24 protein-coding genes are annotated in these 24,642 nt (G+C 64.6%); 22 read left to right on the top strand and 2 right to left on the bottom strand.

What is annotated here, in order from left to right:
- The first annotated feature begins 174 nt into the window (after window positions 1–174).
- The 22 genes from BLW02_RS17760 to BLW02_RS17655 all read left to right on the top strand — a co-directional run bounded on the left by BLW02_RS17760 (window position 175) and on the right by BLW02_RS17655 (window position 20,186).
- A complete protein-coding gene (locus BLW02_RS17760) occupies window positions 175–510 on the top strand; it encodes a hypothetical protein (RefSeq protein WP_167544082.1) in 336 nt (111 codons plus the stop codon).
- Window positions 507–1,937 (top strand): TolC family protein, encoded by a 1,431-nt coding sequence (locus tag BLW02_RS17755; RefSeq protein ID WP_092701060.1) that lies wholly within the window; start codon window positions 507–509, stop codon window positions 1,935–1,937. Before BLW02_RS17760 ends, BLW02_RS17755 begins: the two co-directional genes overlap by 4 nt.
- Window positions 1,938–1,953: 16 nt before the next feature.
- The gene (locus BLW02_RS17750) at window positions 1,954–3,366 is read left to right on the top strand and encodes a multicopper oxidase family protein (protein ID WP_092701057.1); all 1,413 of its coding nucleotides are present in this window, start codon (window positions 1,954–1,956) and stop codon (window positions 3,364–3,366) included.
- A gap of 33 nt (window positions 3,367–3,399) precedes the next feature.
- Window positions 3,400–3,897, top strand: coding sequence for a cupredoxin domain-containing protein (locus tag BLW02_RS17745; protein WP_092701054.1), 498 nt, complete (start codon window positions 3,400–3,402; stop codon window positions 3,895–3,897).
- 38 nt (window positions 3,898–3,935) lie between these two features.
- The gene (locus tag BLW02_RS17740; RefSeq protein ID WP_092701051.1) at window positions 3,936–4,277 is read left to right on the top strand and encodes a copper-binding protein; all 342 of its coding nucleotides are present in this window, start codon (window positions 3,936–3,938) and stop codon (window positions 4,275–4,277) included.
- 183 nt (window positions 4,278–4,460) lie between these two features.
- On the top strand, window positions 4,461–5,405 hold the full coding sequence (locus tag BLW02_RS17735; protein WP_092701048.1) for a LysR family transcriptional regulator: 945 nt from the start codon (window positions 4,461–4,463) through the stop codon (window positions 5,403–5,405).
- A complete protein-coding gene (locus tag BLW02_RS17730) occupies window positions 5,402–5,650 on the top strand; it encodes an EexN family lipoprotein (RefSeq protein WP_092701045.1) in 249 nt (82 codons plus the stop codon). The genes BLW02_RS17735 and BLW02_RS17730 overlap by 4 nt, the downstream gene beginning before the upstream one ends.
- Before the next feature lie 232 nt (window positions 5,651–5,882).
- The gene (locus tag BLW02_RS17725) at window positions 5,883–7,901 is read left to right on the top strand and encodes a conjugal transfer protein TraG (protein WP_092701042.1); all 2,019 of its coding nucleotides are present in this window, start codon (window positions 5,883–5,885) and stop codon (window positions 7,899–7,901) included.
- A complete protein-coding gene (locus BLW02_RS17720) occupies window positions 7,898–8,344 on the top strand; it encodes a CopG family transcriptional regulator (RefSeq protein ID WP_092701039.1) in 447 nt (148 codons plus the stop codon). Before BLW02_RS17725 ends, BLW02_RS17720 begins: the two co-directional genes overlap by 4 nt.
- Window positions 8,341–9,375, top strand: coding sequence for a P-type conjugative transfer ATPase TrbB (gene trbB / locus BLW02_RS17715; RefSeq protein WP_092701037.1), 1,035 nt, complete (start codon window positions 8,341–8,343; stop codon window positions 9,373–9,375). Before BLW02_RS17720 ends, trbB begins: the two co-directional genes overlap by 4 nt.
- The gene (locus BLW02_RS17710) at window positions 9,372–9,755 is read left to right on the top strand and encodes a TrbC/VirB2 family type IV secretion system protein (RefSeq protein ID WP_092701034.1); all 384 of its coding nucleotides are present in this window, start codon (window positions 9,372–9,374) and stop codon (window positions 9,753–9,755) included. Before trbB ends, BLW02_RS17710 begins: the two co-directional genes overlap by 4 nt.
- Entirely contained in the window at window positions 9,752–10,036 is a 285-nt protein-coding gene (locus tag BLW02_RS17705; RefSeq protein ID WP_092701031.1) for a VirB3 family type IV secretion system protein, read from the top strand. The genes BLW02_RS17710 and BLW02_RS17705 overlap by 4 nt, the downstream gene beginning before the upstream one ends.
- 9 nt (window positions 10,037–10,045) lie before the next feature.
- Complete coding sequence (gene trbE / locus BLW02_RS17700) at window positions 10,046–12,478, top strand: conjugal transfer protein TrbE (RefSeq protein ID WP_092701028.1); 2,433 nt, start codon at window positions 10,046–10,048, stop codon at window positions 12,476–12,478.
- The gene (trbJ, locus tag BLW02_RS17695) at window positions 12,475–13,200 is read left to right on the top strand and encodes a P-type conjugative transfer protein TrbJ (RefSeq protein WP_092701025.1); all 726 of its coding nucleotides are present in this window, start codon (window positions 12,475–12,477) and stop codon (window positions 13,198–13,200) included. The genes trbE and trbJ overlap by 4 nt, the downstream gene beginning before the upstream one ends.
- A gap of 12 nt (window positions 13,201–13,212) precedes the next feature.
- Window positions 13,213–14,556, top strand: coding sequence for a P-type conjugative transfer protein TrbL (gene trbL, locus BLW02_RS17690; RefSeq protein WP_092701023.1), 1,344 nt, complete (start codon window positions 13,213–13,215; stop codon window positions 14,554–14,556).
- Window positions 14,557–14,574: 18 nt separating this feature from the next.
- On the top strand, window positions 14,575–15,279 hold the full coding sequence (gene trbF, locus BLW02_RS17685; RefSeq protein WP_092701020.1) for a conjugal transfer protein TrbF: 705 nt from the start codon (window positions 14,575–14,577) through the stop codon (window positions 15,277–15,279).
- Window positions 15,276–16,268: a P-type conjugative transfer protein TrbG gene (trbG, locus tag BLW02_RS17680; RefSeq protein WP_092701017.1), complete on the top strand. Its 993-nt coding sequence runs from the start codon at window positions 15,276–15,278 to the stop codon at window positions 16,266–16,268. The genes trbF and trbG overlap by 4 nt, the downstream gene beginning before the upstream one ends.
- 2 nt (window positions 16,269–16,270) lie before the next feature.
- Window positions 16,271–17,536 (top strand): TraB/TrbI/VirB10 family type IV secretion system protein, encoded by a 1,266-nt coding sequence (locus BLW02_RS17675; RefSeq protein ID WP_092701014.1) that lies wholly within the window; start codon window positions 16,271–16,273, stop codon window positions 17,534–17,536.
- On the top strand, window positions 17,533–17,775 hold the full coding sequence (locus BLW02_RS17670) for a DUF2274 domain-containing protein (protein ID WP_092701011.1): 243 nt from the start codon (window positions 17,533–17,535) through the stop codon (window positions 17,773–17,775). Before BLW02_RS17675 ends, BLW02_RS17670 begins: the two co-directional genes overlap by 4 nt.
- 606 nt (window positions 17,776–18,381) lie before the next feature.
- Complete coding sequence (cysM, locus tag BLW02_RS17665; protein ID WP_092701008.1) at window positions 18,382–19,284, top strand: cysteine synthase CysM; 903 nt, start codon at window positions 18,382–18,384, stop codon at window positions 19,282–19,284.
- Window positions 19,285–19,374: 90 nt separating this feature from the next.
- On the top strand, window positions 19,375–19,953 hold the full coding sequence (locus BLW02_RS17660) for an NUDIX domain-containing protein (protein ID WP_026434556.1): 579 nt from the start codon (window positions 19,375–19,377) through the stop codon (window positions 19,951–19,953).
- 5 nt (window positions 19,954–19,958) lie between these two features.
- Window positions 19,959–20,186, top strand: a complete 228-nt coding sequence (locus BLW02_RS17655) for a sulfurtransferase TusA family protein (RefSeq protein ID WP_026434555.1) — start codon at window positions 19,959–19,961, stop codon at window positions 20,184–20,186.
- A 62-nt stretch (window positions 20,187–20,248) separates the two neighbouring features.
- Here BLW02_RS17655 and galU read toward each other — a convergent pair whose 3' ends face one another.
- Complete coding sequence (gene galU / locus BLW02_RS17650; RefSeq protein WP_026434554.1) at window positions 20,249–21,142, bottom strand: UTP--glucose-1-phosphate uridylyltransferase GalU; 894 nt, start codon at window positions 21,140–21,142, stop codon at window positions 20,249–20,251.
- 29 nt (window positions 21,143–21,171) lie between these two features.
- Complete coding sequence (locus BLW02_RS17645) at window positions 21,172–24,048, bottom strand: valine--tRNA ligase (RefSeq protein ID WP_092701005.1); 2,877 nt, start codon at window positions 24,046–24,048, stop codon at window positions 21,172–21,174.
- Window positions 24,049–24,642: the final 594 nt, after the last annotated feature.

The raw sequence follows: 24,642 nt of genomic DNA, 5'->3' as shown, positions 1-24,642 counted from the left end.
GTCTTCAGGCTGGAGCTGGCGGTACTGCGAAGGGGAGGAGTGCATCTGCTGACCTTACAGGTTGGCAGGTGTTGCACTTCACTTTTGAATCCGCCTGTTCGGAACATCTGGACGAAAGGGTGGCCTCCTCAGAATCTCCACATCGTGAGATCAAAGACTCTTCCAGAGGAGACCATGGCTATTTCCCACCGCTTGCCATCCATCAAGGCCCTGCTGCCCTGGGCGCTGGCATTGTTCGCAGGGGCGGCTGCCGCCCAAGTCCCGGCAGATGCCAAGTCCCCCCAGCCTGCACTGCCGACGAAGTTGCAGTACTCGTCCGCCATTGGCGCTTACCAAGCCTATGCGGATCAGCCCGTGCAATCCTGGCGCGAAGCCAACGATCGAGTGGGCCGGATCGGTGGCTGGCGAGCCTATGCCAAGGAAATCAAGACCGGCGTGCCCGCATCCGCTCAAGATGCGGCAGGCTCCAACGATGTACATACAGGTCAGCACCGGGGGGCCAAGCCATGATGCCTTTGCGTGCTACGCGCGCCAAGCTGGCGCTGTCCGCGCTCGGTTTGGCGGTGCTGACCGGCTGTGCCAGTGTCAGCCTGGATCAGAACATCCGGCGTGTCAATGACGAAGCGGGCAGCTTCACTGAAGGCAAGCTTTCTCTGGCACGAACCCAGGAAGAGCGCGACCAGCGTGCGCAGGCAGCCCAGACCTTGCTGGCGCAGCCGCTGGGGCAGAAGGAGACCGTTCGGTTGGCGCTGGTCAACAGCCCGTCCTTGCAAGCCCTGCTGGCACAAGGCTGGGCGGAATCTTCCGACGCGGCACAGGTGGGCCGGATTGGCAATCCCATCTTCAGTTTTGAGCGCATGACAGCCGGCCCTGAACTGGAACTAGCCCGCGCGTTGTCCGTGGGCCTGCTGGACTTGCTGACTCTGCCGACCCGTAGAGGTGTTGCCACCGGGCTTATCGAGCAGTCTCAACTGCGCTTGACTGGCGACGTGGTGGATCAGATCACTCGCGTGCGCCAGGCTTGGGTACGCGCGGTCGTTGCGCAGCAGTCCTTCAGCTACGCCAAGCAGGTTTATGCGAGCGCCGAGGCGGGAGCGGAACTGGCCAAGCGCATGCAGGGTGCGGGAAACTTCAACCGCATCACCCGCGCACGTGAGCAAGCTTTCTACGCCGACGCGGCCACGCGCTTGAGCACGGCTCAGCACCAAGTCACTTCCAGCCGGGAGGAGTTGGTGCGCTTGCTAGGCTTGGATGAAGGGCAAACGCAAGCGCTTCAGTTGCCGGAACGTTTGCCCGACCTGCCCAAACAGCCGCAGGAGCCTCAGGCAGTGGCCTCCATGGCGACCCAGGCGCGTCTGGATGTTCGCCTGGCGCAGGCTGGAATGGATTCGGCGGCCAAGGCGCAGGGTTTGACCATGGTGACGAGCTTTACCGACATTGAACTCACCTGGCGTCGCAACACCACCTTCGATAACGCTGAAGGTACACGCTCGACCGCGCGTGGCTGGGAGATCGCTGTGCGCCTGCCCATTTTCGACTGGGGCGGGATGCAGCGCTCGGCGATGAATGCCCGCACCCTGGCTGCAGCCAACCAGCTCGAAGCCACGGTGCGTTCAGCGGGCTCCAGCTTGCGCGAAAGCTATTCGGCTTATCGCACCGCCTATGACGTGGCGCGCCACTACCGCGACGAGGTGGTGCCGCTGCGCAAGGTCATCTCGGATGAGAACCAGCTTCTCTACAACGGCATGTTCATCAGCACCTTCGAGTTGCTGGCCGACGCGCGAGATCAAGTCAGCGCCGTCATGGCGGCCATCGATGCGCAGCAGCAATTCTGGCTGGCCGATGCGGCCTTGCAGGCGTCCGTGATCGGGCGTCCCACCACCACCAGCTTATCCGTCACGTCCAGCGCGCCCAGCAGCGGCGAAGCCGGCCATTGATGCAGAGACGATTGCCATGACATCCAGAAGAGATTTATTCAAGTTTGCCGGCATAGCCGGCGGGGCCATCGCCGCCAGCGCGGTGAGCCGCGTAGCAATGGCTGCTCTGCCAGAACCGGTGATCCAAACCAGCCCGAACACCATGGCGCCATTGGTGCCCAATTCGGGTCGCCCCTACAACCCGGTGGTCACGCTCAACGGCTGGACACTGCCATGGCGCATGAACCAGGGCGTCAAGGAGTTCCATCTGGTGGCCGAACCGGTGGTGCGCGAAATGGCACCCGGCATGAAGGCCCACTTGTGGGGTTACAACGGTCAAAGCCCCGGCCCCACGATTGAAGTGGTGGAAGGCGACCGCGTACGCATCTTCGTCACCAACAAGCTGCCCGAGCACACCAGCGTTCACTGGCATGGTCAGCGTCTGCCCAACGGCATGGACGGCGTTGCAGGGTTGAACCAGCCAGCTATCCAACCCGGCGAGACCTACGTCTACGAATTCGTGGCACGCCGACCCGGCACTTTCATGTACCACCCGCACGCGGATGAGATGGTACAGATGGCCATGGGCATGATGGGTTTCTGGGTCACGCATCCTAAAGCCCAGCATCCGCTCATCGACGAGGTCCAACGAGATTTCTGCTTCCTCCTCAATGCTTATGACATTGAGCCTGGAGCAGCCACCCCCAAGGTTGCGGAAATGACCGACTTCAATCTGTGGACATGGAACAGTCGCGTCTTTCCTGGTATCGATTCCCTGAATGTCCGCCTCAATGACAAGGTTCGCATTCGTATCGGCAATCTCACCATGACCAATCACCCGATGCACCTGCATGGTCACGAGTTCTTGGTCACGGGTACCGACGGAGGCCCTACGCCCAAGAGCACGCGCTGGTATGAGGTGACCACGGACGTGGCTGTGGGGCAGATGCGCCAGATCGAGTTCCTGGCTGACGAAGAAGGCGACTGGGCTTTCCACTGCCACAAGAGCCACCACACCATGAACGCCATGGGTCATAACAACCCCACGCTCATCGGCGTGGATCATAGTGGCCTGGCCAAGAAGGTCAACAACCTCATCCCAGACTACATGGCCATGGGCGAACGCGGCATGGCCGACATGGGCGAAATGGAAATGCCCATTCCCGACAACACCATTCCCATGATGACCGGCCAGGGACCGTTTGGATCAGTGGAGATGGGCGGCATGTTCAGCGTAGTCAAGGTGCGCCGCAACCAAAAGCCCGGTGATTACAAAGACCCCGGCTGGTTTAAGCATCCCGCAGGCACGGTGGCGCACAAGTACACCGGTCCCATGGCCGAGCCCGCGCGCTTCAGTGCCGAAGGCGGCCAGTCCATGCCACGCATGCGCAAGCCTGCAACGCCGATCGAAGTCAACGTGCGCAAGCCCACCTCGCATGGCGAGCATTGAGTTTTCCCTTCAATTTTCAACCGGAGATCATCCATGAAATTCACGCGTTCTACGCTTTCTCAACTCTTCGCCATCGCTGCGCTGGCCGCATCGGGCGCTGCCTTTGCCAGCGGCAACCACGCTGGCGGCCATGGCCATGACGAGGGTGGCGAAACGGCCATCGGTAAGCCAGGCGTTGCCGCCCAGGCCAAGCGCACCATCAACATCGAGATGGGCGACAACATGCGCTTCACGCCGTCGAACATTCAGGTCAAGCAGGGTGAAACCGTGCGTTTCGTCGTCAAGAACACGGGGCAAATCAAGCACGAACTCAGCCTGGGCACCGAAAAGGAACTGCTGGAGCATCTGGAGCAGATGCGCAAGTTCCCGGACATGGAACATGACGAGCCCAGCAAGGTCACGCTGCAGCCTGGCAGGCAGGGCGAGATCGTCTGGCAGTTCACCAAGGCGGGAGCCGTGAACTTCGCCTGCCTGATGCCTGGCCACTACGAAGCCGGCATGAAGGGTGTCGTTCAGGTTGGCAAGAAATAAGCCCATTCCATTTTCCCATTCATACCTGTGAGGACATCATGAACACCATCAAGCAGATGCTCGCCATTTCCGCCCTGGCCCTGGGCATTGCCTTGCCGCTGACCAGCCATGCGCAAACCGCGTCTGGTCAAGCCCAGACAGCGGCGGCCTCGTCGGCCTCGTGGACCGATGGCGAGATCAAGAAGGTCGATGCGGACAATGGCAAGGTCACCATCAAGCACGGCGAGATCAAGAATCTGGACATGCCGGGCATGACCATGGTGTTTACCGCCAAGGACAAAAGCATGCTCGCCAACCTGAAGCCAGGCGACAAGGTGAAGTTCGTGGCCGCCAGCGAAGGCGGGAAGCTGGTTGTCACGGAAATCCAAGCTGCGCCCTGAGCGCGAATTCTGGGGAAGCAGTTCTTTGCGATTTGCGCGAGCCGGAGACGGATGGCCGCCGAAACCAGCGTATCCAAGACCAGCGTCTTCCAGCTCTTTGGCCTGCAACCGCAGCGCACCGCGGGCTTCAGCTGGACAATGGATTTGCAACTCCAGAAATCACTTTCATAAGGGAGTTGATTCATGGAGTTGCGCCATCTGCGTTACTTTCTGGCCGTCGCTGAAGAGCTGCACTTCGCCCGCGCTGCGGAGCGCCTGCACATTGAGCAATCGCCGCTGTCACGTGCCATCAGGGAACTGGAAGAAGAACTGGGCGTTCAGCTTTTCGTGCGTACTACCCGCAGCACCCGAATCACTCGTGCCGGAAAACTGTTCATGGAGCATGTCCCCCGTGTCTTTGCCGCCATGCAGCAGGCCCGAGACAGCGTAAAGGCTGCGGCCAACGGCTATCACGGCCAACTGCGCATTGCGCTGTCCGATGGCATCACGCCATCGCGCCTGCCGGTGTTGTTGGCGCGTTGCCGGGAGGAAGACCCGGAGGTCGATATCCGACTGTTCGAGGTGCCGCTGGCCAAGCAGATCAAGGGTTTGCACGACGACCTGTACGACGTTGGCTTTTCGATGGCCAACGAAGTAGGTGACGGCATCATCGCAGAGTCAGTCTGGGATGATCCGCTGATGGTGGCAGTGCCTGAGCGCCATCCCTTGCTTGCCTTCAAGCGCGTGCCGCTGGAGGAAGTTCTGCGCTATCCGTTGGTGCTGTGTGACCCGGAGATGTGCGAGGGGCATGCCCGCCAGATTGATCGTGTTCTGCGCCGGATGGAGCAGGAACCCTTGATCACCCAGCACGCCGCGACCTTCGACCTGATGATGGCGGTGGTGTCGTCTGGCCTGGCCCTGGGGCTGGCTGGTGCCGCGCATATCGCCTCCAGCCGAGAGCGGGGTGTGGTGGCACGGCCCCTGGAGGGACGCGCGCCCATGCTCACGACCTACATGCTGCGCCCAAGTACCGCGCCTTCGCAGGCGCTGGCACGCTTCATTGAACGGGTGGCGGCCATTGAATCGCATGAAGGCGACAAATCTTCAGAGTCCGTCCCACCTAACTCTCAAGAGGAGACCGAGCTATGAGCAAGATCGTGCTGCTGATGCTCGCGGCCGCATTGACTGCCTGCGGCAAATCCGCACCAACCGAGACCGTCGAGTCGCTGGTGGCACATCCCGCTCGCCTCAAGGAACTGCGCGAGCAGTGCAAACTGAATCGCGCCAAGCTGGGCGATGAACTGTGCAACCGGGTTGCCGAAGCGACGAACCGGCGCTTCTTCGGCGATGGCAAGGTGCCATACACGCCGCCCAAGGAACCGCCGAAGTTCTAAACGTGGTCAGTTGACTGCGCAGCATCGGATTTTTTCTCAACACGCCGCAGCGCGCCCACGCCTGCGGCATTTTTGCATCTTTCGCCCCTGCGCGAATTCTTGTTTTTTCCTCGACCTTTCTTCCGATAACGGTCTTTGACCGGCACTGAGCCGGCACCCGATCCTGACGCCTGCGGCACACGGTTGTGCCGCCCTCAACGGAGTGCGTGCAGGAGAAATCGGAGGCCAGCTTATGCAGGGAACGAACGTGCTGTTCGGTCAGATTGCCGCCGTATTTGGCATCGTGATCACCGGCGTGTGGGCAGCCACACAATGGACGGCAGCAGCCCTTGGCTATCAAGTACGCCTTGGCTCGCCCTGGTTCGACTTCCTGGGCACGCCGGTCTACCACCCGTGGCGGTTGTTCGAGTGGTGGTTCTTCTTCGACGCCTATGCGCCGCGTGTCTTCGACATCGGCGGCGCGATTGCCGGCGGCAGCGGCCTGGTCGCCGTGCTGGTCGCCATTGGCATGTCGATCTGGCGCTCGCGCCAATCACGCCTGGTCACGACCTACGGTTCGGCACGCTGGGCGAATGCAGAGGACATTCGTAAGGCAGGGCTCACGCAGCCTGCTGGTGTGCTCCTCGGTCAGCACGATCACCAGTATCTGCGACACGAAGGCCCGGAACACGTCCTGACCTTCGCGCCCACGCGCTCGGGCAAGGGCGTCGGTCTGGTGGTGCCGACCTTGTTGAGTTGGCCTGCGTCCGCCGTCATCCATGACATCAAGGGCGAGAACTGGAGCATCACCGCAGGATGGCGCTCGCGCTTCTCGCACTGCCTGCTGTTCAACCCCACCGATGCGAACTCTGCCGCCTACAACCCACTTCTGGAAGTGAGGCGCGGCGCGCATGAGGTGCGTGACGTGCAGAACATCGCAGACATCCTGGTTGACCCCGAGGGCGCGCTGGAGCGGCGCAACCATTGGGAGAAGACTTCGCACGCGCTGCTGGTCGGGGCCATCCTGCATGTGCTCTACGCGGGCGAGGACAAGACGCTGCGGGGCGTCGCCAACTTCCTCAGCGACCCGGCCTGTCCCTTCGAGCTGACATTGCACCGGATGATGACCACGCCGCACCTCGTGAATGAGGAAGGTGGTGGGCCGCATCCGGTGGTGGCTTCAGCGGCGCGCGAAGTGCTCAACAAGAGCGACAACGAACGTTCGGGCGTGCTGTCCACGGCCATGTCGTTCCTGGGTCTCTATCGCGACCCTACGGTGGCCGAAGTCACCTCGCGCTGCGATTGGCGCATCGCTGACCTGATCGCGGCCGAGCATCCGGTGTCGCTGTACCTCGTTGTTCCGCCTTCGGACATTTCACGGACGAAGCCGCTCATCCGCCTGATCCTCAATCAGATCGGGCGACGCCTCACCGAATCGCTGGACGGCAGCGACGGCATTGCCCGCCGCCACAAGCTGCTCTTGATGCTCGATGAGTTTCCCGCACTCGGGCGGCTCGACTTCTTCGAGACGGCCTTGGCCTTCATGGCGGGCTACGGCATCCGCAGCTTCCTCATCGCGCAGAGCCTGAACCAGATCGACAAGGCTTACGGCCAGAACCATTCGATCCTCGACAACTGCCATGTGCGGGTGACGTTCGCCACCAACGACGAACGCACGGCCAAGCGGATTTCCGAAACGCTCGGCACCGCGACCGAGCTACGCGCGCAGCGCAACTACGCGGGCCACCGGCTCGCGCCGTGGCTGGGCCATCTGATGGTGTCGCGCCAGGAAACGGCACGTCCGCTGCTGACGCCGGGCGAAGTCATGCAGCTTCCGCCTGACGAGGCGGTGGTGATGGTGTCCAGCGTGGCGCCGATCAAGGCCAAGAAGCTGCGCTACTACGCGGACAGCAATTTCAAGCGGCGTGTGCTGCCGCCGCCCGCGTTCGCGGCCGGGCGCTATGCCGATGTGCCGCCCTCACGGGCCGACGACTGGAGCGGCCTGGCAATCCCCGCTGTTGCGGCTGCACCGGCCGCTCAAGCCGCCGATGGCTTGGAGAGCCTGGGTTCGGCCGACGACGGCGGCCCGCGCCGCCAGCCCGAACTCTCCGAGACCGTCGCCTACGACGCCGAGCCGGATCACGTCGCTACCGACCTTGCACTGCTGGATGACGACGACTCACCGCTTCCTCTTCCACGCCAGCCCGACCCAGCCCTGCAACGCGCGGCCCGGCTGGCATCCCTTGACCCCAACGACGGAATCGACCTATGACCCAACACCGCCTCAATGTGTTCATCCAGCCCGAGCACGGCAAGCGGCTGGATGAACTGGCCGCCAAGAAAGGCGTGTCCAAGTCGTCCATCGTCGCGGCGGCGCTCGCATCGTGGCTGTCGCCCGATGCCGCCGACCAGCGCGAGGCGGCCATCGCCAAGCGGCTGGATCGTCTGTCGCGCCATGCCGAGCGCATGGAGCGCGACCAGAACATTGCCATCGAAACCTTGGCGCTGTTCATCCGCTACTACCTCACGGTCAGCACACCCGTCCCCGAGGCTCATCAAGAGGCCGCGCGCGCCCAGGGCAAGGCGCGCTTCGAGCAGTTTGTGGAGCAGTTGGGCCGGCATCTGCTGCGCGGGCGCAGCCTGGTGCGTGACGTGGTGGAGGAACTGCACCCTGATCCCTCGCGCATGGGTGATGTGCAGGAGCCTGCTGTATGAGCGCCGTTCCTTCCTTCACCGCCGTTTCCCTGGATCGCCGCATCCAGATGCTGCGCACGGCCATGGGGCCGCTGATCGCCGCCGCGCTCGAAGACCCGGACGTGGTGGAAATCATGCTCAACCCGGATCGCACCTTGTGGATCGACCGGCTTTCATCGGGGCGCTCACCGATGGGCGTGGAGCTGTCCGAAGCAGACGGCGAACGCATCATCCGCCTTGTGGCTGCTCACGTCGGCGCGGAAGTCCATCGCGGCCAGCCCTTGCTGACAGCCGAGTTGCCGGAAACCGGCGAACGCTTCGAGGGCATCTTGCCGCCCGCTGCGCCGGGGCCGGCCTTCGCGTTGCGCAAGCGTGCCTTTGGCGTGATCCCGCTGTCGCGCTACATCGAGGACGGAATGATGACCGCCGCGCAGGCGGGCCTGCTGGTGCGCGCCGTGCGCGAGCGCCAGAACATCCTGATCGCCGGTGGCACCAGCACGGGCAAAACCACCTTGGCGAATGCCTTGCTCGCCGAGATTGCCGCCACCGGCGACCGCGTGCTGGTGCTTGAAGACACGGTGGAGTTGCAATGCGCGGCCCGCGACCACGTACCGCTGCGCACGCGCGCAGGCGTCGTGTCCATGACCGAGCTGGTGCGCTCGTCCATGCGCCTGCGGCCGGATCGCGTGGTCGTCGGCGAGGTGCGCGGCGCCGAGGCGCTGGATCTCATCAAGGTGTGGGGCACCGGCCATCCGGGCGGCATCGCCACCATCCACGCCGGCTCCGCGCTGGGCGCGTTGCTGCGCCTGGAGCAACTGATTCTCGAAGTAGCGGTGAACCCGCCTCGTGCGCTGATCGCGGAAGCGGTCAATGTGGTCATCCACATCGCCGGGCGTGGGCGCAAGCGCCGCATCGAGAGCATCGCCCGCGTCGTCGGCTTCGACGGTGCGGGCTACCAACTGGCGGACGCGCTGGAAGCGCCGTTTCCCGAGCTGCTGCCGCAGTCCGACCTTTCCTCCCTGTCCCTCAACCACTCTGGAGAACTGCTATGACGCAGATGATCGTTCCTGCTTTCCGTATTTCCGCAAATTCGTTGCCCCGGCCCGCACGGTTGGATGGCTTGGCTCGCCCGGCCCTGCAGGGTCTGATGCTCGCGGCACTGATGCTGCTGCTTGCGGGCACGGCCCAGGCCGCCGGTTCCTCGATGCCCTGGGAGGGTCCGCTGCAGTCCATCCTGGAGTCGATCCAAGGGCCGGTGGCCCGGATCATCGCGGTCATCATCATCATCGCCACGGGCCTGGCGCTGGCCTTTGGTGACACCTCGGGCGGGTTCCGCAAGCTCATCCAGATCGTGTTCGGCCTGTCGATCGCGTTTGCGGCGTCGAGCTTCTTCCTGTCGTTCTTCAGCTTCTCGGGCGGGGCCGTCGTATGAATGCGGCCCACGATGGCTTGCAGGGCTTCGCGCCCGGCTTCGAGGTGCCGCTGCATCGCTCGCTGACCGAGCCGATTTTGATGGGCGGCGCGCCGCGCACCGTGGCCATCACCAACGGCACGCTGGCTGCGGCCGTGGGGCTGGGCTTGCAACTGTGGATTCCCGGCGTGGTGCTCTGGATCGTCGGCCATGCGCTGGCGGTCTGGGGCGCGCGTGTCGATCCGCAGTTCATGCAGGTCTTCGCCCGCCACATCAAGCACCGGCCGCTGTTGGACGTGTGAGGTGATGCCATGCTGAACCTTGCCGAATACCGCCAGCGCCCGGCCTTGCTCGCCGACTGGCTGCCGTGGGCCGGGCTGGTCGCGCCGGGCGTCGTCTTGAACAAGGATGGCTCGTTCCAGCGCACGGCCCGGTTTCGTGGCCCCGATCTCGACAGCGCCACGCAAGGCGAGCTGATCTCCACGTCCGCGCGCTTGAACAATGCGCTGCGCCGCCTGGGTTCGGGCTGGGCCTTGTTCATCGAGGCCGACCGCCGGCCCGCCGCCAACTACCCGCACTCGGAGTTTCCCGAGCCGCTGTCGTGGCTGGTGGACGAGGAGCGCCGCGCCGCCTTCGAGGACTCGGGCAACCACTTCGAGAGCGGCTACCACCTGACCCTCGTGTACCTGCCGCCGGAGGAGGCCCGCGCCCGCGCGGCGGGGATGCTCTACGAAAACCGCCCCACCGAAGGCGTGGACTGGCGTGAGCGCCTGACTGCCTTCGTCGCGGAGACGGATCGGATTTTCGACCTGCTCGACGGCGTGATGCCGGAGATCGCGTGGCTCGATGACAGCCAGACGCTGACCTATCTGCACGCCACCGTGTCCACACGGCGCTATCGCGTGGGCGTGCCCGAGGTGCCATTCCACCTTGACGCGCTGCTGGCCGACGCGCCGCTGATCGGTGGACTGGCGCCGATGCTGGGCGACCAGCACCTGCGCGTGGCGACGGTGCGGGGCTTCCCCACCTCGACCTGGCCGGGGATTCTGGATGACCTCAACCGCCTCAGCTTTGCGTACCGCTGGAGCACGCGCTTTCTCTGCCTCGACAAAGCCGATGCGGAAAAAGAACTCTCCCGCCTGCGTCGCCAGTGGTTCGCCAAGCGCAAGAACGTCATCGCGCTGCTGCGCGAAACCATCTTCCAGCAGGAAACCCCGCTGGTCGATACCGACGCCAGCAACAAATCGACCGACGCGGATGCCGCGCTGCAGGAACTGGGCAGCGACCAGGTGGCTTTTGGTTATCTGACCGCGACCGTCACCGTCATGGACGCGGATGCCGCCGTGGCCGACGAGAAGCTGCGCATGGTGGAGCGCGCCATCCAAGGACGCGGGTTCGTGACGATTCCCGAAACACTCAACGCCGTGGATGCGTGGTTGTCGTCCATTCCGGGTAATGCCTACGCCAACGTGCGCCAGCCCATCGTCTCGACGCTGAACCTAGCGCACATGATGCCGGTGTCAGCGGTATGGGCCGGGCCGGAGAAGAACGACCATCTCGACGGCCCGCCGCTGATCGTCACTCGCACCGAAGGCGCGACGCCGTTCCGGCTGGTGACGCACATCGGCGACGTGGGCCACACCTTGGTGGCCGGCCCCACGGGCATGGGCAAGTCGGTGCTGCTTGCCACCTTGGCGATGCAGTTCCGGCGCTATCGCGGCTCGCGCATCTTCGCCTTTGACATGGGGCGCTCGATGCGCGCCACCATCCTGGGCCTGGGCGGTGAGCACTACGACCTCGGGATGGATGGCGAGATCGCTTTCCAGCCGCTCGCGCGCATCGACCGCGAGGGCTACCGCACCTGGGCGGCTGAATGGATCGAGGGGCGCCTGCGACATGAGGGGGTGGCCGTCGGCCCCGAAGAGAAGGCCGCCATCTGGTCGGCGCTGGGAAGCCTGGCCGGTGCTCCGCTGGAGCAGCGCACGATGACCGGCCTGTCCGTCCTGCTGCAATCGAACGCGCTGCGGCAGGCGCTCGCGCCCTACGTGCTGGGCGGCGCCCACGGCAAGCTGCTGGATGCGGACTCGGATCGTCTGGGCGCCGGCTCCGTGCAGTGCTTCGAGATGGAGGAGCTGATGCACAGCAAGGCCGCCGTCATGGCCGTGCTGCACTACCTCTTTGCGCGCTTCGATGAACGCTTCGACGGTGCGCCCACGCTGCTGATCCTCGATGAGGCGTGGCTGTTCCTCGACGATCCGGTGTTTGCCGCGCGCATTCGCCAGTGGCTCAAGACGTTGCGCAAGAAGAACGTGTCGGTCATCTTCGCCACGCAGAGCCTGGCCGACATCAAGGATTCGAGCATCGCGCCGGCCATCATCGAGAGCTGCGCCAGCCGCATCTTTCTGCCGAATCCGCAGGCGACCGAACCGCAGATTTGCACGATCTACGAGGGCTTCGGCCTCAACAGCCGCCAGATCGAGATCGTGGCGACTGCACAGCCCAAGCGGGACTACTACTACCAATCCCGCCTCGGCAACCGCCTGTTCGACCTCGACCTGGGCGCCGCGACCCTGGCCTTCGCGGGTGCTTCCACACCGCAAGACCAGCGCGACATCGACGCGGTGCTGGCTTCTTCCGCATCCACCCCGTTCGCAGCCACCTGGCTGCGCCATCGCGGCCTGCATTGGGCCGCCGAGCTGCTGTCCTCGTTCCCGTCCACCCATCCCCAGGAGAACCCATCATGAAAAAGCGTCTTCTCGCCGCCGCCGTCGCGGCCATGCTTTGCACCGCCACCGCCCATGCGCAATGGGTCGTGATCGACCCCACGAACCTCGTGCAAAACACGTTGACCGCGATCCGCACGCTGGAGCAGATCAACAACCAGATCAAGCAGCTCCAGAACGAGGCGCAGATGCTCATCAACCAGGCTCGCAACCTCGCCAGCCTGCCGTCCAGCGTGGTGGGCCAGTTGCGCGCGAACCTGGCAGCCACGCAGCGGCTGATCGCGCAGGCCAAGGGCCTGGCCTATGACGTGACGAATCTGGATCGGGAGTTCCGGCGCCTGTACCCGGAGCAGTACGCCGCCACGGTGAGCGGAGACCAGATGTACCGCGACGCCCAGGAACGCTGGAAGAACACGCTCACCGGCCTGCAGACCACCATGCAGATGCAGGCCCAGGCGTCGCAGAACCTGGGCGACGACGAAGGTGTGCTGGCCGACCTCGTGGGCAAGAGCCAATCGGCAGTGGGTGCCTTGCAGGCGATGCAGGCCATGAACCAGTTATTGGCCCTGCAAGCCAAGCAGTCCATCCAGACGCAGCGCCTGAGCATCACCCAGGATCGTGCCGCTTCGCTGGAGCTGGCGCGGCAGGCCGCCGCCGTAGAGCGTGGCCGCGAGGTGAATCGGCGTTTCCTGGGTGAAGGCACGCCGTACACGCCGTACCCCGTCAACTTCTACGGCAACTGACGGGGCCATGTCATGAATGACGTGACGGTCATCGACCGCTTCCTCGACACCTTCTCGCGCTACATCGACTCGGGTTTCGGGCTGTTGCACAGCGAGGTGGCGTTTCTCACAGCCACGCTGATCGTCATCGACATGACGCTCGCCGGGCTGTTCTGGGCGATGGGCCATGCCACCGGCCAGGGCGAGGACGTGATCGCCAAGCTGATCCGCAAGGTGCTGTACGTCGGTGCCTTCGCCTACATCATCGGCAACTTCAACACCTTGGCGGGCATCGTGTTCCGCTCGTTCGCCGGTTTGGGCCTGACGGCCAGCGGCTCCAGTCTGAGCATGGGCAACTTCCTGCAGCCGGGGAGGCTCGCCAAAGTGGGCATCGACGCCGGGGCACCCATTCTTGAGCAGATCAAGCAGATGGCGGGCTTCCCCGAGGTGTTCATCAACATCATGCCCATCGTCGTGCTGTTCTTCGCATGGATGGTGGTCATCGTCAGCTTCTTCGTGCTGGCGGTGCAGCTCTTCGTCACGTTGATCGAGTTCAAGCTGACCACGCTGGCGGGCTTCGTGCTGGTGCCATTCGCTCTCTGGAACAAGACGGCGTTCTTGGCCGAGAAGGTGCTGGGCAACGTGGTGTCCTCGGGCATCAAGGTGCTGGTGCTCGCAGTCATTGTGGGCATCGGGTCGGGGTTGTTCTCCGAGTTCAACATACCGGCCGGCGCGGAGCCTTCGATTGATCGGGCGCTGGTCATCATGCTGGCCTCGCTGTCCATGTTGGCCTTGGGCATCTTCGGGCCGGGCATTGCGACGGGGCTGGTGTCCGGTGGGCCGCAGCTTGGTGCGGGTGCGATGGCCGGTGCTGCATTGGGCGCCGCTGGAACCGCTGTGGCGGTCGGCGCCGCGGCCTCTGGCGTCGGGAGTGCCGTGGCGGCCGGGGCGCGCATGGCACCTGCCGCCGCTCGCTCGGTGACATCGACTGCCAGCAGCGCCAAGTCGGCGTACCAGGCGGGCTCCGCCTCGGCCGGTGGTGGCCTCAAGGGTGCCGCCGCCGGCGTGGGCAATGTTGCGAAAACCGGCGCGCAAGCGGCCGGGCAGAAAGTGGCCGATGGTGCGCGCTCGATGAAGGAGCGCATGGCGGCGGCTTTTCGACCCGATGACGCCGGATCGGCCTCGGGGGGCGGTGCTGCACAGGCCGCGAGCGAATTTCCCGCCACAACCCCTCCCACCGAACAACCCGCCTGGGCCAAGCGCCTGCACCGCAGGCAGCAGCTCACCCATGCCGCCACGACCACCGCCCACACGCTGCGCGGCGGCGATGGCGGCAGCTCCAGCCAAGGCCCGAGCCTGCGCGATTCCGATTCCTGATCTTCAAGGAGAACTCCCATGCGATTCAAACGACCGCAGGTGCGCTATGCCGACACGCCGCAGCCTGCCACCCCGTACCAATCCGCAGCGCAAGTCTGGGACGAGCGCATCGGCTCGGCCCGCGTGCAGGCGAAGAACTGGCGCTTCATGGCCTTCGGGTGTCTCACGCTGGCGGTTCTGATGGCGGGCGGCCTGGTCTGGCGCTCCGCGCAATCCATCGTCACGCCCTACGTCATCGAAGTGGACAACGCGGGCCAGGTGCGTGCTGTCGGCGAAGCCGCCACACCGTACCGGCCCAGCGATGCCCAGGTGGCCTATCACCTGGGCCGCTTCATCGGTCTGGTGCGCTCGCTGTCCATCGACCCGATCGTGGTGCGGCAGAACTGGCTCGATGCCTACGACTACACGACCGATAAGGGCGCCGTGGTGCTCAACGAGTACGCCCGCGTGAACGATCCGTTCGCACGCATCGGCAAGGAGTCGGTGACGGTGCAGATCAGCAGCGTGACCCGCGCCAGCGACACGTCGTTCAACGTGCGCTGGACGGAGACGCGCTTTGTGAACGGTGCGCTCGATCGCACCGAGCGCTGGAACGCGGTGGTGTCCATCGTGCAGCAGACGCCGCGCACCGAGCAGCGCGTGCGCAAGAACCCCCTGGGCATCTACGTCAACGGGCTGTCGTGGAGCCGCGAACTGGAAGGAAACGAAGGAGCAAAACCATGAATGATCTTTTCCGTAAATCCGCCTTGCCGGTGATGCTTCTGGCTTCGACCGTGCTGTTCTCTGGCTGCGCCACGCAGGGCAAGCCGCCGCCGCACATTTCGCTCGATGAGCCGGTGCAGGCCCAGCCGCTGCCCGAGGCGCCGAAGCCGGTCGAAGTCGTGGCTGTGCCCGAGGTGTTGGCTATGCCGGCGCAGATGAAACCCATCCCGGACGCCAAGCCCGCTGCAGAACCCGCCGATGAAACCGTGCGCGTGTCCCGCGCCAATGCCGAAGCGCGCATTGCGCCCACGCGCGAGGGGTACGTCAATGCGATTCAGGTGTGGCCCTTCACCGATGGCGCGCTGTACCAGGTCTATGCGGCCGTGGGCCGTGTGACCGTGATCGCGCTCCAGCCGGGCGAGGAACTGGTGACGGTGGCTGCCGGTGACACGGTGCGCTGGATCGTGGGCGACACGTCCAGCGGTTCTGGCGCGGACTTGCGCGTGAACGTCATGGTCAAGCCGATCCGCTCGGGCTTGAAGACCAATCTCGTCATCACCACCAGCCGCAGGACGTACCTGCTGGAGTTGACTTCGACCGACAAGACCTGGATGGCGTCGGTGTCCTGGGAATATCCCAAGGACAAGATGCTGGCCTTGCAGCGCCAGTCGCAGGCGGCCAGCGCCGCCGCGCCGGTCGATGCGGGCCTGTCGCTGGAGAAGATCCGCTTTCGCTACGCGGTCAGCGGCAGCAATCCGCCGTGGAAGCCGCTGCGCGCTTTCGACGATGGCGAGAAGGTCTACATCCAGTTTCCGCCGGGCATCGCCCAGGGCGAGCTGCCGCCGCTGTTCGTGATCGGCGCGCAGGGTGACGGGCAGTTGGTGAACTACCGCTTCCGCGCGCCGTACTACATCGTGGATCGGCTGTTCGGCGCGGCCGAACTGCGCTTGGGCGGAGACAAGGGCGATGTGGTGCGGATTGAGCGAACAGACGGCACGCGGAGGAATTGACCATGAGCCAGGACGATTCCCCTGACCTTGCGCCGCAGGCGGGCAAGGTCGCGCCCGAGGCGGTGGCGCTGCGCGCCCAACCGCGCCCGGTCACGCGCCTGAATCGGCGCACCTTGACCATGCTCACCGGTGGCCTGTCGGTCGCCGTGCTTGGGGCGACGATCTGGTCATTGCAGCCGCATCGGCGCGGCGCGGGCGAGCAGACCGAGCTTTACAACGTCGATCGTGTGTCGAAGTCGGAAGGACTGGATGGCTTGCCATCCGATTACTCCAAGCTGCCAAAGGTGCCGGAGCTGGGGCCACCGCTGCCGGGCGATCTTGGCCCGGCCATCGTGAAGTCGCAGCAGCCGGCGACACCGACGTATGCGCCACCGGGTCATGACCCGGAGGATGCACGGCGCAAGGAAGCCGAGGCAGCCGCAGCTTCCTCGGTGTTCTTCCGCTCGGGTACTCCCGGCAAGGGCGCTGCGCCGGCCACTGCGCAGGTCGCGGCAGCCGGCTCGGCATCGGCTTTGGAGGGCTTCGACCCGTTGGCCGCTGGCCCGGCCTCGACTGCGGCCCAGCCTTCCGACCCGACCGCCGTGCAGAACCGGCAAGACCAGAAAGAGGCTTTCCTGAAAGGCGGCTCTACGGAAACCCGCAATTCCGGCAATCTGCAAATGCCGTCCTCGCCGTACCAGGTAATGGCCGGAACGGTGATCGCCGGGGCGCTGGTGACAGGCATCAAGTCGGACTTGCCGGGCGACGTGATCGCCACGGTGACGGAGCCGGTCTACGACACGGCGACGGGCAAGTTTCTGCTGATCCCGCAGGGCTCGCGCATCCTGGGCAAGTACAACAGCCAGGTGAGCTACGGGCAGAGCCGCGTGCAGGTGGTGTGGAACCGGATCATCCTGCCCGACACGTCTTCGCTGAAGCTCGACAACCTCGCGGGCACCGATCCGGCTGGCTACTCCGGTTTGGAGGATGGCGTTGATTGGCATTGGGATCGCGTCTTCGCCGGCGCGGCGCTGACAACCCTGCTGGGCGTGGGCGCCGAGCTGGCCGTGCCCGAGAACCGGCAGAACGGCAACCGTATCGTGATCGCCGGGCGTGACAGCGCGCAAGACAGCGTGAACCACGTGGGCCAGGAGATGACCCGGCGCAACATGAATATCCAGCCGACGCTGACCGAACGACCGGGCCTGCCGGTACGGATCATCGCCAACCGCGATTTAGTGTTGCGGCCGTACCAGCCGATGTTCTTCCAAAGGGGAGGAATGCAATGAGCACGACCAAGAAACTGCGGCTTGGGCCGCTGCCCAAGACTGAGAGCACGAAGCTCACATTCTCGTGCCCGGTCAGTCTGAAATCCGATCTCGACCGCTACGCCACGCTGCACGCTCAGGCGTATGGCGAGGCGGTCGATGCCATGACGCTGATCCCGCACATGCTGGAAGCCTTTATGGCGGGGGATAGGGCGTTCAGGCGCAGGCAGGCCAAGAACGAAAAAGCCACCCCTGCGTGAACAGGGGTGGCTTCCGAATTGGTGCCCGAGGCCGGAATCGAACCGGCACGCCTTGCGGCGGGGGATTTTCTTCCCACTTCGGCTTTCGCCGCCGCCGTCTCCGAAGAAACAGCGTTCGTGGGCTGGAGCACGCCTTCACCATAGCCTTTCAGCCTTAGGTGCCCGCCGTCTGCTCTCTACACCTTCCGAGGAGCCTTTCGGCTCCAGGGCTTGGCTCGGTATTAGCTCGGACTTGCGTCCAGGGCCTTCGCCGAGTTTGACGGGCTTCACCTCTGGGGTTTCCCCCGGAGGGCTCAAATTTGGTCTGAGTCCCCTGCGTCTACCAATTTCACCACTCGGGCATGACGCACGATGCTACTTCAACTACCTACTACTCACTGGGAGCCAGCTTGCATCGTCCTGGCTCCTAGTTGACTCCTGGCTCGAAATGCTGGCATCTCGATCAAGAGGCGATTTGTCACTCAACCCCTTGTCCCATGCGGCTTGGCAGGCAGTGGCCTCAAGCGAGACCTACGTAGAAGTCCCTATTTTTGAGTCCCCTGCGTCTACCAATTTCACCACCCGGGCAGAATATGTGAAGCCCTGAATTATGGCACAGTAGGGCGTATGAAATATCCGACGATTGAAGACGCGGTAGGCCAGACACCGCTGGTGGCGCTGCAGCGCATTGGGGCCCAGGACAACGCAGCGCGGGGCAATGTGGTGCTGGGCAAGCTGGAGGGCAACAACCCGGCCGGGTCGGTGAAAGACCGCCCTGCGCTGTCCATGATCCGGCGCGCCGAAGAGCGTGGCGACATCCGCCCCGGCGATACGCTGATCGAGGCCACGTCGGGCAACACCGGCATTGCGCTGGCCATGGCGGCGGCCATCAAGGGCTACCGCATGGTGCTGGTGATGCCCGAGGACCTGTCCATCGAGCGCGCGCAGACCATGAAGGCTTTTGGCGCCGAGCTGGTGCTGACGCCCAAGAGTGGCGGCATGGAGCATGCCCGCGACCTGGCCGAGGCCATGCAAAAGCGTGGCGAGGGCAAGGTGCTGGACCAGTTCGCCAACCCCGACAACCCGCGCATCCACTACGAGACCACCGGCCCCGAGCTGTGGGAGCAGACGGGCGGGCGCATCACCCACTTTGTGAGCGCCATGGGCACCACGGGCACCATCACCGGGGTGTCGCGCTTCCTGAAAGAGAAGAACCCGGCCATCCAGATCATCGGGGCGCAGCCGCAAGAGGGCTCGCGCATTCCGGGCATCCGCAAGTGGCCGCAGGAATATCTGCCCAAGATCTACGACGCCACGGCGGTCGATGAGATGGTCTATGTGAGCCAGGACGACGCCGAGGAAATGTGCCGCCGCCTGGCGCGCGAGGAGGGCATCTTTGGGGGCATTTCGGCAGCGGGCGCCTGCTGGGTGGCGCAGCAGATCGCACAGCGCGAGAGCAATGCCACCATCGTCTTCATCGTGTGCGACCGGGGCGACCGCTATCTGTCCACCGGCGTGTTTCCTGCGTGATGCCATCGGCCATGGTGGAAACCGGTTTTTGCTGAAATCGGCTTCTGGCGCTTGATGGATAAGCGCTGGTAGCTACAAAAATAATAGTCTATGCATTACGAAGCACGCCACTGCACGCACTGCGGCACCGCCCTGCAAGCCATCATCCTGGCGGAAGATGGCGGCTACAAGGAGCGGCTGCGCTGCCCCGCCTGCGGCTGGACGCACTGGAACAACCCCACGCCCGTGCTGGCGGCCATTGTGGAGATGGACGGCAAGGTGCTGCTGGCGCGCAATGCGGCCTGGCCGGGCAAGATGTTTGCGCTGATCACCGGCTTCATGGAGGCGGGCGAGTCGCCGCAGGAAGGCATTGCGCGCGAGGTCAAGGAAGAGACCAACCTCGATGTGCGCTCCACCACGCTGGTGGGGGCCTACGAGTTTCTGCGCATGAACCAGATCATCATTGCCTACCATGTGGTGGCCGAAGGGGAGGTGCGGCTGTCGCCCGAGCTGGTGGACTATCGGCTGTACGATCTGCCAGACCTCAGGTGCTGGCCTGCGGGCACGGGCTACGCGCTGGCCGACTGGTTGCGCACGCGGGGGCACGAGCCGGTGTTTTTTACGGCCGAGGAAAATGCAGAACGGCGGCGCGGGCTGGACGACCCGCAACTGCAACTGCCAAAGGATTGAAGACCATGGAAATTCACAAAGAAATCGACACCCGGGGCCTGAACTGCCCCCTGCCCATTCTCAAGGCCAAGAAGGCCCTGGCCGACATGGCCAGCGGCCAGCTGCTCAAGGTGCTGGCCACCGACGGCGGCTCGCTGCGTGACTTCCAGGCCTTCGCCAAGCAGACCGGCAATGAACTGGTGGAGCAGAAGACGGAGGGGGTGGAATACATCCATGTTCTGCGGCGGCGCTAGTCAGAATGGCTGCCAGCGCTTTTCTGGAAAACGCTGGCAGCTATCGCAAGTGAAGCGCGAGGTTACAGCGCCAGGGCCTTGAGGTATTCGCGAAACTGCGCGCCCACCTGCGGGTGCTGCAGGGCCAGCTCCACCGTGGCTTCCAGGAAACCTTCCTTGCTGCCGCAGTCGTAGCGCTTGCCTTCGTATTGAAAGGCATACACCGCCTCGTTCTGCATCAGGCGGGCGATGCCGTCGGTGAGCTGGATTTCACCGCCCACGCCGCGCGGCTGGTTGCGGATCTCGTTGAAGATGCCGGGCGTGAGGATGTAGCGGCCGGCCACGCCCATGCGCGAAGGGGCTACGTCGGCCTTGGGTTTTTCAACGATGCGCTCGATGCGGATCAGCGGGCCGCCGGCGGGCTCGCCCGCCACGATGCCGTAGCGGTGGACCTGGTCGAGCGGCACCTCCTGCACGGCAATCACCGAGCGCCCCTGCTGGCGAAACGCGGTGGCCATCTGCGCCAGCACGGCTTCGCCACCGGGCGGGCCCACCATCAGGTCGTCGGCCAGCAGCACGGCAAAGGGCTCGTTGCCCACCAGCGCCTCGGCGCACAGCACGGCATGGCCCAGGCCCAGCGAGCGCGGCTGGCGCACAAAGGCGCAGTCCATGTCGTCGGGCTGGATGGAGCGCACCAGCTCCAGCAGCTCTTTCTTGCCGGCGGCTTCCAGCTCGGCCTCCAGTTCGTAGGCGGTGTCGAAATGGTCTTCAATGGCGCGCTTGCTGCGGCCGGTGACGAAGATCATGTGGCGGATGCCGGCCGCGTAGGCTTCTTCCACGGCGTACTGGATCAACGGCTTATCCACCACGGGCAGCATTTCCTTGGGCGATGCCTTGGTGGCCGGCAGGAAGCGGGTGCCGAGGCCTGCCACGGGAAACACGGCTTTGCGGACGGGGGTGTTGTTGGGCTGGATCATGGTGCGTGCGGTGGGTGGTGAAAAGAGCCTTAGCCCAGGCGGGCCAGCTGGTCCCGCAGGCGGGCCAGCGTGGCGCCAAAGTCGGCGATGCGCTTTTTCTCCTGGTCGATCACGGCCGGGGGGGCCTTGGCCACAAAGGCCTCGTTGGAGAGCTTGTTGTTTGCCTTGGTGATCTCGCCTTCGATGCGGGTGGCTTCCTTGGTCAAGCGGGCCTTTTCGGCGGCCACGTCGATCTCCATGTACAGGCACATGCGGGCATCGCCCACCACGGCCACGGGCGCGGCCTGTGCGGCGGCGGCCCAGGCGGCCTCGTCGTCAAACACCTTGACTTCGCTGAGCTTGGCCAGGGCCTGCAGCACCGGGGCCACGCCGCGCATGAAGGCGGTATCGCCCACCACGAACAACGGCAGGCGGGTGGAGGGCGAGACGTTCATCTCGCCGCGCAGGGCGCGGCAGGCGTCCACCAGGCCCTTGACGCGGCCCATGTGGGCCATGGAAGCCTCGTCGATCTTCTCGGGCTGGGCCTCGGGGTAGCGGGCAATGCTGACCGACTCGCCCTTCAATCCGGCCACGGGTGCCACCGTCTGCCACAGGGCTTCGGTGATGAACGGGATGATGGGGTGGGCCAGGCGCAGGATGGCTTCGAGCGTGCGGATCAGCGTGCGGCGCGTGGCGCGCTGCTCGGCCTCGGTGCCGTTCTGGATCTGCACCTTGGCGATTTCCAGGTACCAGTCGCAGTACTCGTTCCAGACGAAGTCGTAGATCGTGTTGGCCACGTTGTCCAGGCGGTACTCTGCAAAGCCCTTGGCCACCTCGGCCTCGGTCTTTTGCAGCAGCGAGGTGATCCAGCGGTCGGCCTGGCTGAAGTGCATGTAGCTCTCGGTGCAGCCCTGGCTCGCATCCAGCCCGCAGTCCTGGCCTTCGCAGTTCATCAGCACAAAGCGGCTGGCGTTCCAGAGCTTGTTGCAGAAGTTGCGGTAGCCCTCGCAGCGCTTGCTGTCGAAGTTGATGCTGCGGCCCAGGCTGGCCAGCGCGGCGAAGGTGAAGCGCAGCGCATCGGCGCCGTAGGCCGGAATGCCCTCGGGGAATTCCTTTTGCGTGTTCTTGCGCACGGTGGGCGCCGTTTCGGGCTTGCGCAGGCCGGTGGTGCGCTTGTCGAGCAGCGGCTCCAGGGCGATGCCGTCGATCAGGTCCACCGGGTCGAGCACGTTGCCTTCGGACTTGGACATCTTCTTGCCCTGTGCGTCGCGCACCAGGCCGTGGATGTACACATGCTTGAACGGCACGCGGCCCGTGAAGTGCGTGGTCATCATGATCATCCGGGCGACCCAGAAGAAGATGATGTCGTAGCCCGTCACCAGCACGCTGCTGGGCAGGTAGAGGTTGAAATCGTCGGTGGCGCTGTCGCCCTGGTTCGGCCAGCCCATGGTGGAAAACGGCACGAGGGCCGACGAATACCAGGTGTCGAGCACGTCTTCGTCACGGCGCAGCTGCTTGCCCGGGGCCTTGGCCTGGGCCTCGGCCTCGTTGCGGGCCACGATCACGTTGCCGTTTTCGTCGTACCAGGCCGGAATCTGGTGGCCCCACCACAGCTGGCGGCTGATGCACCAGTCCTGGATGTTGTTCATCCACTGGTTGTAGGTGTTGACCCAGTTCTCGGGCACAAAGGTCACCTCGCCGCTGGCCACGGCATCGATGGCCTTTTGCGCAATGCTCTTGCCGGTGGCGTCGCCCGCGCCCACCTTGCTCATGGCCACGAACCACTGGTCGGTCAGCATGGGCTCGACCACCTGGCCGGTGCGGGTGCAGATCGGCACCATGAGCTTGTGCTTCTTGGTTTCGATCAGCAGGCCCAGGGCTTCGAGGTCGGCCACCACGGCCTTGCGCGCCACGAAGCGGTCCATGCCCTGGTATTTGGCCGGGGCGTTCTCGTTCACCGTGGCCTGCAGGGTCAGCACGCAAATCATCGGCAGCTGGTGGCGCTGGCCCACGGCGTAGTCGTTCTGGTCGTGCGCGGGCGTGACCTTGACCACGCCGGTGCCGAATTCGCGGTCCACGTAGTCGTCGGCAATCACCGGAATCTGGCGGTCGCACAGCGGCAGGTTGACCTTCTGGCCGATCAGGTGCTTGTAACGCTCATCCTCGGGGTGCACCATCACCGCCACGTCGCCCAGCATGGTCTCGGGGCGCGTGGTGGCCACCACGAGCTGGCCCGAGCCGTCGGCCAGGGGGTAGGCGATGTGCCACAGCGAGCCGTCTTTTTCTTCGTTCTCGACTTCCAGGTCGGACACGGCGGACTGCAGCTTGGGGTCCCAGTTGACGAGGCGCTTGCCGCGGTAGATCAGGCCTTGCTCGTACAGGCGCACGAAGGTCTCGGTCACCACCCTGGAGAGCTTGTCGTCCATGGTGAAGTACTCGCGGCTCCAGTCCACGCTGTCGCCCATGCGGCGCATCTGCGTGGTGATGGTGTTGCCGCTCTTTTCCTTCCACTCCCACACCTTGGCGACGAAATTCTTGCGCGCCTCGGGCGGGGTGGGGCCCATGTCGTGGCGGCTGATGCCCTGTTCCTGCAGCTGGCGCTCCACCACGATCTGCGTGGCGATGCCGGCGTGGTCGGTGCCAGGCACCCAGGCCGTGTTGTGCCCGCGCATGCGGTGGTACCGGGTGAGGCTGTCCATGATCGTCTGGTTGAACGCATGGCCCATGTGCAGCGTGCCCGTCACGTTGGGGGGCGGCAGCTGGATGGCAAAAGACGGTGCGCCGGCCTGGGGCGCGCCGGTGCCACGAACGCCCGCCGCGCCGTAACCGCGGCGCTCCCACTCGGGGCCCCAGTGGGCTTCCAGGGCGGCGGGTTCGAAGGACTTGGAGAGGCTGTCGAGGCCGGGTTGGGCAGTGGTGTCGCTCATGGCGGAATGGCAAATGAAAACGGCATCCCCTGGGAACGTGTTTGCGATCGGGCGACCACTGCTCAATCGTGAGCACGTTCTAAGGATGCCGTCAGGTTGACTGGGGGCGGGATGCGATGATTTTACCGGCCCGCCCACACAGGCCGCCCGCACCCCGGTATTTTGGGTGTGTTTGGCCGCGGTCGCTTTATCAGCACGCATCGGAAGCTATCCACTACGAAGCGCTTATGCCGTGCCCGGCGCTTGCCCGGCACCTGCCCGGGGCGCTCGTTGGTGCGCGGTTTGAGCGGATTGGCCGCCTTGACCGCGACGTGCCTCTTCGGCTGGGTGGTTTGCGTCCCGTCCATTCGCTCGCCCGCCGGATGCGGATGCGGCAGCAATGGGCGATGCCGTTGAACTGCGCGAACAATAAAAAAGGCGCCAGCCCGGGTGGGGCATGGCGCCTTCGTCCGCCTTGCGTGTGGCAGGCGCCTATTGCTAATTGCTAAGAGCGGCTAAAAAAAGCCTGTCATCGCCCAGTGCCCGATGTGCGTTTGATACGGCATGGCAAGAAACAGGAACAAAGAAATCAGTACGGCGCTGTTCAAAAGGATC

Source organism: Acidovorax soli (assembly GCF_900107605.1).
Classification (GTDB): domain Bacteria; phylum Pseudomonadota; class Gammaproteobacteria; order Burkholderiales; family Burkholderiaceae_C; genus Acidovorax; species Acidovorax soli.
This window is presented reverse-complemented; position numbering and strand designations above follow the sequence as displayed.